A 13,592-nucleotide genomic window follows, 5' to 3' on the forward strand; every position below is an offset into this window, starting at 1 on the left:
GACGAACCCGTCGGCAAGTCCTCAGAGGCTGTCGAGGGCCTTGATGTACTCGTTCAGGTCACGCGCGTCGGGCAGGCCGTTGACGACGGTCCAGCGGACGACGCCGTCCTTGTCGATGACGAAGGTGCCGCGGACCGCGCAGCCCTTCTCCTCGTCGAAGACGCCGTAGGCGCGCGAGGTCTCGCCGTGCGGCCAGAAGTCGGACAGCAGCGGGTACTCCAGGCCCTCCTGCTCGGCGAAGACGCGCAGGGTCGGCACGGAGTCGTTGGAGACGGCCAGGAGCTGGACGTCGTCGTTCTGGAAACGGGGCAGCTGGTCGCGCAGCTCACACAGCTCGCCGGTGCACACACCGGTGAAGGCGAACGGGTAGAAGAGCAGCACGACGGCCTTCTCCCCCCGGAAGTCGGAGAGCCGCACGGTGGCGCCGTGGTTGTCCTTGAGCTCGAAGTCCGGGGCCTTCTGTCCGACCTCGATCGCCATCTCTCGCATCCCTTCGTTCCTGCCGTCCCGCACGGGGCCGTTCGGGTGAGACCCACCCTAAGGGTGGTCGCCCCGGATCGTGCCGCCGACGGGGCCGAGGCGCGCGCGGCGGGTCCGACGGGGCACGTCAGGGGCTCGGAAAGGGGCTCGGAAAGGGCCCGGAACGCGCACACCCCGCCGGCCCCGGGGTGATCCGGGTCGGCGGGGTGTAGGTCCGCTCGGCTGCGGGGCGCGGCTTACTTCTTGGACTTGGCCGCCTTGGGCGTCACCAGCTTGGTGGAGGTCCACTCCTTGCCGACGGGCAGGCCCTTGGCCAGCGAGAGGCCGGCGGTCTCCGCGGCCTCGCTGATGTCGCTGGCCTCGACGTAGCCGTCGCGGCCGGTCTTGGGGGTCAGCAGCAGGATCAGTGCGCCGTCCTCGACCATCTCGGTCGCGTCGACCAGGGCGTCCGTCAGGTCGCCGTCCTCGTCGCGGAACCACAGCAGCACGGCGTCGGCGACGTCGTCGTAGTCCTCGTCGGCGAGCTCACTGACGAGTGCCTCGACGGTTTCCCGGAAATCCTGATCGACGTCCTCGTCGTAGCCGATCTCCTGGACCACCTGTTCGGACTGGAAACCCAGCCGGGCGGCCAGGTTCTCCGCGTGGTCCGCGGTCGCGCTCACGGGGTGCCTCCTGCTCATGTTCGGTGAATGTCTTTCGGCGGCGCGCGTACGCGCAGCATTGGGCGTAGTCCACACGGGCGCGGCGGATCGCGCAAGTACCCGGCCGCCGAGACCGTCGAAACGGTGACGATTGCGGCCGTCTCGCCGCAACTTTCAGGCTTCCCGGGTGGAGCTCCGGTGATTCATCCCACACCATTCCGGGCCATTCGGCATCGCATGAGGACTTTCTTACCTGTTTGAGGGACGAACGGCCTTACGAACCCGTTGATCGCCCTGGGCGTAAGGTTGCGATTCGGCCCCGCCGCTTCCAGGACCGGCGCGGCCCGTCAGGCGCTCCTTCCCCGCTCCAGGTGTTACCCAGTGGTAGAGGTGAAGATTTCGGCCGGGCGTAAGACCATGGGAGGCGGCGACCCAAGGCACGACTCCCCTGACAGCGAAGGAACAGCGTGGCTTCCGCATCCGATCGCAATCCGATCATCATTGGCGGCCTGCCGAGCCAGGTCCCGGACTTCGACCCGGAGGAGACCAGGGAGTGGCTCGACTCCCTGGACGCCGCCGTCGACGAGCGGGGCCGCGAGCGCGCCCGCTACCTGATGCTGCGACTGATCGAGCGGGCCCGCGAGAGGCGCGTGGCCGTACCCGAGATGCGCTCCTCGGACTACGTCAACACGATCGCCACGAAGGACGAGCCCTTCTTCCCGGGCAACGAGGAGATCGAGCGCAAGGTCCTCAACGCCACCCGCTGGAACGCGGCCGTCATGGTCTCGCGCGCCCAGCGCCCCGGGATCGGCGTGGGCGGCCACATCGCCACCTTCGCCTCCTCCGCCTCCCTCTACGACGTGGGCTTCAACCACTTCTTCCGGGGCAAGGACGAGGGCGACGGCGGCGACCAGATCTTCTTCCAGGGCCACGCCTCCCCCGGCATCTACGCCCGCGCCTACCTCCTGGACCGGCTCACCGAGCAGCAGCTCGACGCGTTCCGCCAGGAGAAGTCGAAGGCCCCGTACGGCCTGTCGAGCTACCCGCACCCGCGGCTGATGCCGGACTTCTGGGAGTTCCCGACCGTCTCGATGGGCCTCGGCCCGCTCGGCGCCATCTACCAGGCCCGGATGAACCGGTACATGGAGGCGCGCGGCATCGCCGACACCTCCCGGTCCCACGTCTGGGCGTACCTCGGCGACGGCGAGATGGACGAGCCGGAGTCGCTCGGCCAGCTCTCCATCGCCGCCCGCGAGGGCCTGGACAACCTGACCTTCGTCGTCAACTGCAACCTCCAGCGCCTCGACGGCCCGGTGCGCGGCAACGGCAAGATCATCCAGGAGCTGGAGTCGATCTTCCGCGGCGCCGGCTGGAACGTCATCAAGCTGATCTGGGACCGCTCCTGGGACCCGCTGCTGGCCCAGGACCGCGACGGCATCCTGGTCAACAAGATGAACTCCACCCCCGACGGGCAGTTCCAGACGTACGCCACCGAGTCGGGCGCGTACATCCGCGAGCACTTCTTCGGCGGCGACCAGCGGCTGCGCGCGATGGTCGAGAACATGACCGACCGGCAGATCCAGCACCTGGGCCGCGGCGGCCACGACCACAAGAAGGTCTACGCGGCCTACGCGGCGGCCAAGGCCCACAAGGGCCAGCCGACGGTCATCCTGGCGCAGACGGTCAAGGGCTGGACCCTCGGCCCGAACTTCGAGGGCCGCAACGCCACGCACCAGATGAAGAAGCTGACGGTCGACGACCTCAAGCGCTTCCGCGACCGCCTGCACATCCCGATCACCGACGCGCAGCTGGAGAACGGCGCCCCGCCGTACTACCACCCGGGCCGCAACTCGCCCGAGATCCAGTACATGCACGACCAGCGCAGCGCGCACGGCGGTTACGTGCCCACCCGCGTGGTGCGCGCCAAGCCCCTGGCGCTGCCGGACGACAAGGCGTACGCGGCCGCCAAGAAGGGCTCGGGCCAGCAGTCGATCGCCACGACGATGGCGTTCGTCCGCGTCCTGAAGGACCTGATGCGGGACAAGGAGATCGGCAAGCGCTTCGTGCTGATCGCACCCGACGAGTACCGCACCTTCGGCATGGACGCCTTCTTCCCGAGCGCCAAGATCTACAACCCGCTGGGCCAGCAGTACGAGGCGGTCGACCGCGACCTGCTCCTGGCGTACAAGGAGTCCCCGACCGGCCAGATGCTGCACGACGGCATCTCGGAGGCGGGCTGCACGGCCTCGCTGATCGCCGCGGGTTCGGCGTACGCGACGCACGGCGAGCCGCTGATCCCGGTCTACGTCTTCTACTCGATGTTCGGTTTCCAGCGCACGGGTGACCAGTTCTGGCAGATGGCCGACCAGCTGGCGCGCGGTTTCGTCCTGGGCGCGACCGCCGGCCGGACCACCCTGACGGGTGAGGGCCTCCAGCACGCCGACGGTCACTCCCAGCTGCTGGCGTCGACCAACCCGGGCTGCGTGGCGTACGACCCGGCCTACGGCTACGAGATCGCGCACATCGTCCAGGACGGCCTGCGGCGCATGTACGGCCCGACGGAGAAGAACGAGCCCGGCGAGGACGTCTTCTACTACCTGACGGTCTACAACGAGCCGATCCAGCACCCGGCCGAGCCGGCCGACGTCGACGTGGACGGCATCCTCAAGGGCATCCACCGCGTCTCCCAGGGCACCTCGGGCGCCATCGGGGCCCAGATCATGGCCTCGGGCGTGGCGGTGCCGTGGGCGCTGGAGGCGCAGCGGATCCTTGCCGAGGAGTGGAACGTACGGGCGGACGTCTGGTCGGCGACCTCCTGGAACGAGCTGCGCCGCGAGGCCGTCGAGGTGGAGGAGCACAACCTGCTCCACCCGGAGGAGGAGCAGCGCGTCCCGTACGTGACCCGGAAGCTGTCGGGTGCGGAGGGGCCGTTCGTGGCGGTCTCGGACTGGATGCGCGCGGTGCCGGACCAGATCGCGCGCTGGGTGCCGGGTACGTACACCTCGCTGGGCGCGGACGGGTTCGGCTTCGCCGACACGCGCGGCGCGGCGCGGCGCTTCTTCCACATCGACGCCCAGTCGGTGGTCCTGGCGACGCTCACCGAGCTCGCCCGTGAGGGGAAGATCGACCGTTCGGCGCTGAAGCAGGCCATCGACCGGTACCGGCTGCTGGACGTCTCGGCCGCCGACCCGGGTGCGGCGGGCGGGGACGCGTAGCCTCGGCGGCGGGCGTCGCGGGAGGAACCACTCTTGCGTGGGGGCGTTGGGACACCAGTCCCAACGCCCCCTTCCGCTTTCCCTACGATGATCCTCATGAAGGAAACCTCCCGCCAGGCGCGGTGGGAGCGCCGTACTCAGGTCCCCCTGCTGGTGCTCGCCGTGGCCTTCGCCGTCGCCTACGCCGTGCCCATCGTCGCGCCGGACGCGGGCGAGGGGGTGCACCGGGCCTGCACCCACGCGGAGTGGGCGGTGTGGGCGGCGTTCGCGGTGGACTACGTGGTGCGGCTGGGGCTGTCGCGGGACCGGAAGGTCTTCGTGCGGACGCACTGGCTGGACCTGGCGGCGGTGGTGCTGCCGCTGGTGCAGCCGCTGCGGCTGCTGCGGCTGGTGGCGACGCTGATGCTGGTGGGGCGGCGGGCGCGGATGGCCCCGCAGATCCGGCTGACCACGTACGTGGCGGGCGCCGTGGTGGGGCTGCTGATGTTCGGCTCGCTGGCGGTGCTGAGCGTGGAGCGGGACGCGCCCAACGGGAACATCAAGAACCTGGGCGACGCGGTGTGGTGGTCCTTCACCACCATGACGACCGTCGGGTACGGGGACCACTCCCCCACCACCGGGCTGGGCCGGGTCCTGGCGGTGGGGCTGATGCTGTCGGGGATCGCCCTGCTCGGTGTGGTGACCGCCAACATCGCGGCCTGGTTCATCGCCCGGTTCGAGCGCGACGACCAGGTGGAGCGGCTCCAGCTGGCGGCCGTCCGGGAACTCCAGGAGGAGGTGCGGGCGCTGCGGGCCGAGGTCGCGCGGCTGGGCCGCGGTCCCGGGTGCGCGATGCCCGCCCAGGCCTCCCCCGGGCCCGGCGAGGCCGCCGCCGGGCAGGCGGGGCCTACCGCTCCCACACCTTGAACGCCCTGACCTGGTAGGGGGACTGGGGCAGCAGGACCCCGTCGCCCGGGTAGGTCTGGAACTCGCCCGTCTCCGCGCATTCGGCCGACTGGTAGGTGGTCACCGGGCGCCCGGTGCGGTTGACCAGGGACTGGAAGCCGGCCTTGGGCGGCAGGGTGGTGCAGCTGTTGATGTCGAGGGTGCTGAGGTCGTAGGTCTGCCGGGTGCCCTTGAAGTCCGGTTTCGTCCACAGGCACAGCTCTCCCGTGGCACAGGGCGGTGAGGCGGCGTGGGCGCCGGTGGCGGTGGACGGGATGAGGGCGCAGGCGGCCAGGAGGGCGGCGGCGAGGGTGGTGGCGCGAGTGGTGCTCCACGTACGCATGACGGGGTCAACTCCTTGTGGACTTCCGGGCCCCGGACGGTTTCCGAGGCTCCGTGGCACCACGCTGACCTGCGACGACGCATGAGCGGAAGGGGCTGCGGACGGGTCCACCCTGATAGGCGACAGCCCCGCCGCGGGGTTGCGGCGGGGCTGTGGCGGGCGCGGGGTTGACGCGGCCGTAACGGGCGGCGGCGGGGCTCAGATGTGGGCCGCGCCCGCCCCGGCGCCGGCGTTCGCGCCGCGCTTGGTGAAGCAGGCGACGACGGCGGCGAGGACGGCAACGACGGCGGCGCAGGTGAAGGCCGTGCTCATACCGGACACGAAGGTCTCGTGCGCCACGGAGGAGATGGTCCGGGCGACCGGCTCGGGCACCCCGGGCGGGACGGGGGCGATGCCGACCTGGACGCCCTTCTCGGCGAGTGCCAGCTGTTCGGGGGTGAGCGGGGGCAGCCCGGCCCGCTGCCAGTTGTCCCCGAAGGTGTCACTGACCTCGGCCGCCATGACCGCTCCGAGGACGGCGGTGCCGAGGCTGCCGCCGACCTGCATGGCGGCCTGCTGGAGTCCGCCGGCCACACCGGAGAGCTCCAGCGGGGCGTTGCCGACGATGACCTCGGTGGCGCCGACCATGACGGGCGCGAGGCCCAGGCCGAGCAGGGCGAACCAGAGGGACATGGTGAGGGTGCCGGTGCCGGGGGTCAGCCGGGACATCCCGAAGCAGGCGACGGCGGTGGCCACCATGCCGGCGACGAGCGGGATCCGGGGGCCGACCCGGGTGATGGCGGCGCCGGCCAGCGGCGAGCCGATGATCATCATGCCGGTGAGCGGGAGCAGGTGCAGTCCGCTGTCCACCGGGCGCATCCCGTGCACGTTCTGCAGGTAGAAGGTGACGAAGAACAGGCCGCCCATGAAGGCGAAGGCCATCAGCACCATGAGCACGGTTCCGGCGGACAGCGCCAGCGAGCGGAACATGCCGAGCGGGATCAGCGGTTCGGCGACCCGGGTCTCCCAGAAGGCGAAGAGGGCGAAGCACACCAGGGAGCCGATGAGGAAGAGCACCGTCTTCGCGTCGCCCCAGCCCCACTCGGCGGCCTTGATCAGCGCCCAGATCAGGGAGAACATCGCGGTCGACAGCAGTACGACACCCGGCAGGTCGAAGGAGCGCGGGGCGTTCTCCGCGCGGTGGTCGAGCAGGATGAACAGGCCGAAGGCCAGGGCGACGACGCCGACCGGCACGTTGATGAAGAAGACGGACTGCCAGTTGACGTGTTCCACGAGCAGGCCGCCGACGATGGGCCCGGCGGCGGTCGAGGCGCCGATGACCATGCCCCAGATGCCGATGGCCATGTTGAGCTTCTCGGCGGGGAAGGTGGCGCGCAGCAGGCCGAGGGCCGCGGGCATCAGCAGGGCGCCGAAGAGGCCCTGGGCGACGCGGAAGCCGATGACGAGCCCGACCCCGGTCGACAGGCCGATGACCGCCGAGGAGAGCCCGAAGCCGGCGATGCCTATGAGGAAGGTCTGGCGGTGCCCGAAGCGGTCGCCGAGCTTGCCGGCGGTGATCAGGGAGACGGCGAGGGCCAGCAGGTAGCCGTTGGTGATCCACTGCACCTCGGCCAGGCTGGCGCCGAGGTCCTTCTGGATCGCGGGGTTGGCGACGGCGACGATCGTGCCGTCGAGGGTGACCATCATGACGCCGATCGCCACGGCGAACAGCGTGAGCCAGGGATGGCCGCGCAGACCGGCGCGGACCGGTGACGGACTCGATTCCTTGGCGAGGGTGATCTGACCAGTCATGCCCAGCAGGTTAGTGACAGCGACTGACAGTTCACAAACGGCTTAACGCGGCAGTAGCTGTCAGCTCGGTCACAGGTACCCTGACCGCTCACTCAGCGTCAGATTGAGCGGCAGAGAGGACCCCGCGGTGATGACCGACGAGCAGCCCGCCCGGGCGGCCGGCCTGCGCGAGCGCAAGAAGCGGCGCACCCGGGACGCGCTGCTGCGCGCCGCGCTGCTCCTGTTCGTCGCGCAGGGCTACGAGCGGACGACCGTCGACGAGATCACCGAGACGGTCGAGGTCTCCCAGCGCACCTTCTTCCGCTACTTCGCGAACAAGGAGGAGGTCGCCTTCGCCGTCCAGGACCTGGTGGAGTCGCACTTCCTCGACGCGCTGGGCGCCCGCCCGGCCGGGGAGCCGCCGCTGGAGGCCATGCGCGGCGCCGTGCTCGCCGCCTGGGACACCCTCGACGAGGCCCTTTCCGAGGTGGTCCCCGTCGACCTCTACATGCAGTCCTACCGGCTGATCGAGTCCACCCCGGCGCTGCTCGCCGTCCACCTGCGGCGCTCCACCGAGCTGGAGGAGAGGATCGCGCGGCTGATCGCCGACCGCGAGGGGCTCGACCCGGACACCGATCCGCGGCCCCGCGTGGCCGTCGCCGCGTTCTCCGGGGTGATGCGGGTCACCGGGCGGCTGTGGGGGCAGGGCGAGGACGTCAGCGTCAGCGCGATCCGCCGGATGACCGAGGCCCATCTCGACCAGATCGGCCCCGCCCTGGCCTCGGACTGGCGCCGTTCGGAGTAACCGACGGCGAGTTCCGGCCGGACCCGGCCGGAGCCCAACCGCCCCCGTGGCGACGGAGCGTGACCGTACGGGTCGAGGCGTCGCACGGTCGGCCGTGAGTCCCGTCACCCCTGACACCACTGGCTCCAGAGGTCTCCTAGTCTGGCTCCAGTGAACCTGCCCGGCCCCCTCGCCCACCCCGCCGCCGACGCCCCCGCGCGCCCGGCCGTCCTGCGCATGCTGCTCGCGCTCGGCATCGTCTTCCTGATGCTGGCGACGACCGGCTGGACCGCCGTGCACCGCCCGGAGACGGTGGTCCCGGCACGGGCCGCCGCGCTCACCGCCTGGGCCACGGCACGGATCGACGGCCGGCCGGTGCCGGCCGCCGACGCCCCCGTACGGACGGTCGCCCGCTTCTTCGCCGGCCTCGACGCCGCCCAGCGGGCCCACCTCGCCGACGGCTACCCGCTCGTGGTCGGCAACCTCGACGGGGTGCCCTCCACGACCCGCTACCGGGCCAACCACAACGCGCTCGCCCAGACCGCACGGCTGGAGGAGGCCCGGGGCAAGGACGTCGCGCTCACCCCGGCCGACCGCGCCGACGCCATACGCCGGGCGCACCGCTTCGAGTCCCTCGCCGAGCCCGGCCGGCAGATCTTCCTCTTCGACCCCACCGGCGACGGCCTGGTCGCGGAGGTCTACGGCGACCTCGACTCCGCCCGCCGGGTCTCGGTGATCATCCCCGGCGTGGACACCGACGCCCTCACCTTCGAGCGCAGCCAGCGCCGGCTGACCGCCCCCGCCGGCATGGCCGACTCCCTGTACCAGGCCGAACGCGCCGCCGCCCCCGCCTCCCGTACGGCCGTCATCGCCTGGGCCGGCTACGTCGCCCCCGCCGGGGTCGGCGTGGACGCCGCCACCGGCCGGCTGGCCGTCCAGGGCGCCGTCCGGCTGCAGTCCCTGGCGGCGGCCCTGCCCGGGAACGCGAGCGTGGCCCTGTTCTGCCACAGCTACGGCTCGGTGGTCTGCGGGGTCGCCGCGCACGGGCTGCCGCAGCGGGTGACCGACGTGGTGGTGGCGGGCAGCCCCGGGATGCGCGTGGGCAGCGCCGGGGAGCTGCACACCACCGCCCGGGTGTGGGCCACGCGGGCCGAGGGCGACTGGATCGCGGACGTGCCGCACGTGGAGGTCGGCGGGGTCGGCCACGGCGCCGACCCGGTGTCGCCCGGGTTCGGCGCCCGGCTGTTCTCCTCCGCCGGGGCCCACAGCCACACGGGCTATTTCGAGCCAGGCACCGCCTCGCTGGAGAACTTCGCCAAGATCGGAACCGGCGGTTTCGGTTCCGTCGCGTGCGCGAACGGCAGCGACGACTGCCGGGCCGGAATTTCCGGCACGGACGGTGACTGACGGCGGCCGATCCGCCGCAGACCCGTAGCAAGTCGAAAAAAACGGGCCGGAAGACGAGGGGGACGCGCGGGGGCGCGTCCCTTTACCATGTGCCGCATGGGTGACGTACTGGCCGGAAATCATGCCGTCTGGGAGTTCGACGCCGACTCGGACTCGATGCTCATCCGCTTCGTACGGGGGATACGCACGCCGAGGCTCTGGCACGCGCTGGGCGAGCGCCGGATCCCCCTCGAAGCGCTGTCCGGGGTGGCGGTGGGCACCGCCACGCCCGGAGTCGGGCGCCGGGAGACCGTGGTGCTCCGCGCCACGCCGCGGCCCGGGGCCGATCCGCTGATGGAGGCTGCCGCCGGGCAGCTGAAGGAAGCGTGCGATCCGTACCGCCTGGTGCTGCCCGCCGACCGGGCGGAGCAGGCGGCGGCCTTCGCGGAGGCGCTGCGCGAGCGGCTGGGGCCGGACGACGCGGCCGCTCCGGCGGAACGGTTCCTCGTGGCCGTCCCGCAGCCGCCGCTCCAGCTGAAGGCGTACGACGCGCGGGTGGGCTTCGACGGCTCCGCCGTGACGTTCCACTGGTCGCGCACGGGCGCGAGCAGTGCGAAGTGGCGGGCCGGGGACCAGCGCTTCGCGCTGGGGGCGCTGACCGGGGTGAAGTGGGTCTCCCCGGACCGGCCGGGCGGCGGGCACCTGCGGCTGGTGCCGCGGGACGCCGCCGAGGCCGTCACGGCCCCCGACCACGACCTCGCGGCGGCGGTGTTCGGCGTGGGCTACGGGGCGGTGCACGAGTCGCTGCCGTTCGCCGCGGCCGTGCTCGCCGCGCTGCGGGAGCGGGCGCCGGTGGGGGCCGTACCGCGGGCACGGGTGTCCGGGGAGCGGCTCCGGCACCTCAGCGAGCTGCACAGCACGGGGCTCCTGACGGACGCGGAGTACGAGACCCTCCGGGCACGCTTCACGGCGGGGGCCTAGCCCCCTCCCGGGGACTCCGCCCCCGGACCCCCGCGCCTCAAACGCCGGCGGGGCTGGAATCGCCCGGCGGCTACGCCTCGCGGGCCGCCGACGTGGACGTCATGTCCGGGTAGCGGGCGCCCGCGACCTGAGACGCGATCGGCTCCAGCAGGGCCAGCTCGGCCTCCGTCAGGGTGACCCGCGTCGCCGCCGTGTTCTCCGCGAGCCGCCCGGGCTTGCGGGTGCCCGGGATCGGCACCACCGTCAGCCCGTGCACCGCGGACCGCTGGTGCACCCACGCCAGCGCCACCTGCGCCGCCGTCACCCCGTGCGCGGCGGCGATCTCCCGGACCGGCACCAGCAGCGCCGCGTTGGCCCTGGCGTTCTCCCCCGTGAAACGGGGCTGCGCGCGCCGGAAGTCGCCGGCCGACAGCTCGGCGTCCGCGTCCGCGAAGGCCCCCGTCAGGAATCCGCGCCCCAGCGGCGAGTACGGCACGAAGGCCACCCCCAGCTCCGCCGCCGCGCCCACCGCGCTGCGCTCCACGTCCCGGCTGAACAGCGACCACTCCGACTGGAGGGCCGCGATCGGGTGCACCGCGTGCGCCTCGCGCAGCTCGGCGCCGGTGACCTCGCTGAGCCCCAGGTGGCGCACCTTCCCCTCGCGCACCAGCTCGGCCATCGCGCCCACCGACTCGGCCAGCGGCACGGCCGGGTCGCGCCGGTGCATGTAGTAGAGGTCGATGACGTCCACGCCGAGCCGCCGCAGACTGCCCTCGACGGCCTCCCGGACGTACGCGGGGTCGTTGCGGATCCCCCGGTACGCCGGGTCGTCGCTGCGCTCGATGGCGAACTTCGTGGCGAGGGTGATCTCGTCCCGGTGGGCGGCCACGAAGGGCGCCAGGAACTCCTCGTTCGCCCCGCGCCCGTAGACGTCGGCCGTGTCGAAGAGGGTGACCCCGGCGGCCAGCGCCGCGTCCAGGGTCGCGCGGGCCGCCGTCTCGTCGGTGTCCCCGTAGAACTCGCTCATGCCCATGCAGCCGAGGCCCTGGATCCCGACGACCGGGCCGCCCTTGCCCAGCTCGGCGCGTGCGATGGTGGTCTGCTCCGTCATGACTGTGCCTTCCCCGTTCCCGCGTACATCGCGATCTTGCAGTCCAGGACGTCGAGCGCGTCCGTCAGCTCGGCGACCCGCGCCAGTACCTCCCGGCGCGTCCGCTCCAGCAGTGCGCGGCGCTCGTCGACCGTGTGGTCCCCCTCGCGGACCAGCTCGGCGTAGCGGACCATGTCCGCCACCGACATGCCGGTGGCGCGCAGCTTGCCCACGAAGGCGAGCCAGCCGAGGTCCTTGTCGCTGAACCGCCGCTGTCCCGAATGGGAGCGGTCCACGTGCGGCATCAGGCCGATCCGCTCGTACCAGCGCAGCGTGTGCTGGGTCAGACCGGTCCGGGCCTCGACCTCGCTGATCGTGTACCGCGTCTCCGTCAGGTTCATGGCCTCCACGCTAGAACCCTGGAGTGCACTCCAAGCAAGTAGGCTCGGGGCCATGGAGAGCATGGAGGGCGTCAACAGCCTGGAGAGCCTGCGGGCCGTGGAGAACTGGCCGGTGCCCACCGCCGCGGCGGCCGTCGTGCGCGCCGACGGGAGCCTGGCCGGCTCGCACGGGCCGGTGGACCACCGTTTCCCGCTGGCCTCGGTCACCAAGCCGCTCGCGGCCTACGCGGTCCTCGTCGCCTACGAGGAGGGGGCGGTGGAGCTCGACGAGCCGGCCGGCCCCGAGGGCTCGACGGTCCGTCACCTCCTCGCGCACACCAGCGGACTGGCCTTCGACGAGCACCGCGCGACGGCCCCGCCCGGGCAGCGCCGGCTGTACTCGAACGCCGGCTTCGAGGTGCTCGGCGACCACCTGGCGAAGGCCACCGGGATCCCCTTCGCGGACTACCTCCGCGAAGCCGTGTTCGAGCCGCTGGGCATGAGCTCCTCCAGCCTGGAGGGCTCCCCGGCCAAGGACGGCGTGTCGACCGTCTCCGACCTGGTGCGCTTCGCCGCCGAACTCCAGGCGCCCCGGCTGCTGGACGTCCGCACGGTCGCCGAGGCCACCTCGGTGGTCCACCCCGGCCTCAAGGGCGTCCTGCCGGGCTACGGGCACCAGTCCCCCAACGACTGGGGGCTCGGCCTGGAGATCCGCGACGGCAAGTCCCCGCACTGGACGGGGCTCACCTCCTCCCCGCGCGCCTTCGGGCACTTCGGCCAGTCCGGCACCTTCCTGTGGGTGGACCCCGACGTCCGCGCGGCCTGCGTGGCCCTGACGGACCGCGCCTTCGGCCCCTGGGCCGTGGAGGCCTGGACCCCCTTCACCGACACGGTCCTGGCGGAGCTCCGCTCCCGCTAGGCGGGCAGCTCCCAGACCAGCAGTTCGGCCGGGGAGCCGGCCGTGATCTCCAGGCCCTTCTCGCCGGTGATCCGGGCCGAGTCCCCGGGCCCCAGCTCCGCCCCGTCGAGCCGCAGGTCCCCGTGCACCACGTGCAGGTAGACCCGTTCCGCGTCCGGTACGGGGACCCGCTCGCCCGCGCCCGGCCGCCGGACGCGCAGGACCGCGCCCGCCGCCGGGACCTCGTACGGGGCGCCGTCCGCGAGGTCCCGTACGACCTCGTACGAGGGCTCCCCGCCCGCGGCCAGCGGCGCGAGCCACGTCTGCACGAACCGCAGCGGCCGCTCGGCGTCGTTGCGCTCCTCGTGCCGGGCCCCGGAGCCGGAACCCAGCCGCTGGACGTCCCCGGGGCGGACCGCGGCGGTGTCCCCCGTGCTGCCGTCGCGGTGGGTGAGCTCGCCCTCCACCACCCAGGTCACGATCTCGGTGTGGCTGTGCGGGTGCTCGTCGAAGCCGGAGCCGGGGGCGAGGAGCTCCTCGTTGCAGGCGAGCACCGGGCCGAAGCGGATGTTGTCCGGGTCGTAGAAGGACCCGAAGGAGAAGGCGTGCCGGGTGGTGATCCCGGCCTGCGGATCCCCTCCCGCGTACCGGTCGGCGGCGCGGCGTACATCGATCATGGGAGTCACGGTAGCCGCCCCCGGGGGAGCCGGGCCCGGGACCC

13 protein-coding genes are annotated in these 13,592 nt (G+C 72.4%); 6 read left to right on the forward strand and 7 right to left on the reverse strand.

Annotation, left to right across the window (positions count from 1 at the left end; all coding sequences use genetic code 11):
- Positions 1-21 precede the first annotated feature (21 nt).
- Positions 22-480 carry a peroxiredoxin gene (locus tag AB0O29_RS05745; protein WP_344156794.1) on the reverse strand — a complete coding sequence of 153 codons (459 nt, stop codon included), beginning with the start codon at positions 478-480 and terminating at the stop codon, positions 22-24.
- A 236-nt stretch (positions 481-716) separates the two neighbouring features.
- Positions 717-1,142, reverse strand: coding sequence for a DUF3052 domain-containing protein (locus AB0O29_RS05750; RefSeq protein WP_365146622.1), 426 nt, complete (start codon positions 1,140-1,142; stop codon positions 717-719).
- 446 nt (positions 1,143-1,588) lie between these two features.
- Here AB0O29_RS05750 and aceE point away from each other — a divergent pair, with 446 nt between their 5' ends.
- Entirely contained in the window at positions 1,589-4,336 is a 2,748-nt protein-coding gene (gene aceE / locus AB0O29_RS05755) for a pyruvate dehydrogenase (acetyl-transferring), homodimeric type (protein WP_365146625.1), read from the forward strand.
- A gap of 96 nt (positions 4,337-4,432) precedes the next feature.
- Entirely contained in the window at positions 4,433-5,242 is an 810-nt protein-coding gene (locus AB0O29_RS05760) for a potassium channel family protein (protein ID WP_365146628.1), read from the forward strand.
- Here AB0O29_RS05760 and AB0O29_RS05765 read toward each other — a convergent pair.
- Complete coding sequence (locus tag AB0O29_RS05765) at positions 5,223-5,603, reverse strand: peptidase inhibitor family I36 protein (RefSeq protein WP_365146631.1); 381 nt, start codon at positions 5,601-5,603, stop codon at positions 5,223-5,225. The two genes, AB0O29_RS05760 and AB0O29_RS05765, sit on opposite strands and share 20 nt — an antisense overlap.
- 198 nt (positions 5,604-5,801) lie before the next feature.
- A complete protein-coding gene (locus AB0O29_RS05770) occupies positions 5,802-7,394 on the reverse strand; it encodes an MFS transporter (protein WP_365146634.1) in 1,593 nt (530 codons plus the stop codon).
- Positions 7,395-7,524: 130 nt separating this feature from the next.
- On the opposite strand from AB0O29_RS05770, the gene AB0O29_RS05775 reads away from it, so the two are divergent.
- The 3 genes from AB0O29_RS05775 (at position 7,525) to AB0O29_RS05785 (ending at position 10,524) form a co-directional block, all read left to right on the forward strand.
- Positions 7,525-8,178: a TetR family transcriptional regulator gene (locus AB0O29_RS05775; protein ID WP_365146637.1), complete on the forward strand. Its 654-nt coding sequence runs from the start codon at positions 7,525-7,527 to the stop codon at positions 8,176-8,178.
- A gap of 216 nt (positions 8,179-8,394) precedes the next feature.
- Positions 8,395-9,564 (forward strand): alpha/beta hydrolase, encoded by a 1,170-nt coding sequence (locus tag AB0O29_RS05780; RefSeq protein ID WP_365146751.1) that lies wholly within the window; start codon positions 8,395-8,397, stop codon positions 9,562-9,564.
- 87 nt (positions 9,565-9,651) lie between these two features.
- Positions 9,652-10,524, forward strand: a complete 873-nt coding sequence (locus tag AB0O29_RS05785; RefSeq protein WP_365146640.1) for a DUF4429 domain-containing protein — start codon at positions 9,652-9,654, stop codon at positions 10,522-10,524.
- 70 nt (positions 10,525-10,594) lie between these two features.
- Here AB0O29_RS05785 and AB0O29_RS05790 read toward each other — a convergent pair whose 3' ends face one another.
- Together AB0O29_RS05790 and AB0O29_RS05795 are read right to left on the reverse strand one after the other, a co-directional pair.
- Complete coding sequence (locus AB0O29_RS05790) at positions 10,595-11,614, reverse strand: aldo/keto reductase (RefSeq protein ID WP_365146643.1); 1,020 nt, start codon at positions 11,612-11,614, stop codon at positions 10,595-10,597.
- Complete coding sequence (locus AB0O29_RS05795) at positions 11,611-11,994, reverse strand: MerR family transcriptional regulator (RefSeq protein WP_344155801.1); 384 nt, start codon at positions 11,992-11,994, stop codon at positions 11,611-11,613. Before AB0O29_RS05795 ends, AB0O29_RS05790 begins: the two co-directional genes overlap by 4 nt.
- A gap of 79 nt (positions 11,995-12,073) precedes the next feature.
- On the opposite strand from AB0O29_RS05795, the gene AB0O29_RS05800 reads away from it, so the two are divergent.
- Positions 12,074-12,892, forward strand: coding sequence for a serine hydrolase domain-containing protein (locus tag AB0O29_RS05800; protein WP_365146754.1), 819 nt, complete (start codon positions 12,074-12,076; stop codon positions 12,890-12,892).
- Here AB0O29_RS05800 and AB0O29_RS05805 read toward each other — a convergent pair.
- Positions 12,889-13,548, reverse strand: coding sequence for a pirin family protein (locus tag AB0O29_RS05805; RefSeq protein ID WP_365146646.1), 660 nt, complete (start codon positions 13,546-13,548; stop codon positions 12,889-12,891). The genes AB0O29_RS05800 and AB0O29_RS05805 overlap by 4 nt on opposite strands.
- Positions 13,549-13,592 lie beyond the last annotated feature (44 nt).

Origin of the sequence: Streptomyces sp. NPDC089915 (genome assembly GCF_040684675.1) — a bacterium.
Lineage (GTDB): Bacteria > Actinomycetota > Actinomycetes > Streptomycetales > Streptomycetaceae > Streptomyces.

Excerpts from the sequence above, each read along its gene's own strand:
- AB0O29_RS05745 (WP_344156794.1), bottom strand. The coding sequence starts at position 480 with ATGGCGATCGAGGTCGGACAGAAGGCCCCGGACTTCGAGCTCAAGGAC.
- AB0O29_RS05760 (WP_365146628.1), top strand. The coding sequence starts at position 4,433 with ATGAAGGAAACCTCCCGCCAGGCGCGGTGGGAGCGCCGTACTCAGGTC.
- AB0O29_RS05765 (WP_365146631.1), bottom strand. The coding sequence starts at position 5,603 with ATGCGTACGTGGAGCACCACTCGCGCCACCACCCTCGCCGCCGCCCTC.
- AB0O29_RS05770 (WP_365146634.1), bottom strand. The coding sequence starts at position 7,394 with ATGACTGGTCAGATCACCCTCGCCAAGGAATCGAGTCCGTCACCGGTC.
- AB0O29_RS05775 (WP_365146637.1), top strand. The coding sequence starts at position 7,525 with ATGACCGACGAGCAGCCCGCCCGGGCGGCCGGCCTGCGCGAGCGCAAG.
- AB0O29_RS05780 (WP_365146751.1), top strand. The coding sequence starts at position 8,395 with ATGCTGCTCGCGCTCGGCATCGTCTTCCTGATGCTGGCGACGACCGGC.
- AB0O29_RS05785 (WP_365146640.1), top strand. The coding sequence starts at position 9,652 with ATGTGCCGCATGGGTGACGTACTGGCCGGAAATCATGCCGTCTGGGAG.
- AB0O29_RS05790 (WP_365146643.1), bottom strand. The coding sequence starts at position 11,614 with ATGACGGAGCAGACCACCATCGCACGCGCCGAGCTGGGCAAGGGCGGC.
- AB0O29_RS05795 (WP_344155801.1), bottom strand. The coding sequence starts at position 11,994 with ATGAACCTGACGGAGACGCGGTACACGATCAGCGAGGTCGAGGCCCGG.
- AB0O29_RS05805 (WP_365146646.1), bottom strand. The coding sequence starts at position 13,548 with ATGATCGATGTACGCCGCGCCGCCGACCGGTACGCGGGAGGGGATCCG.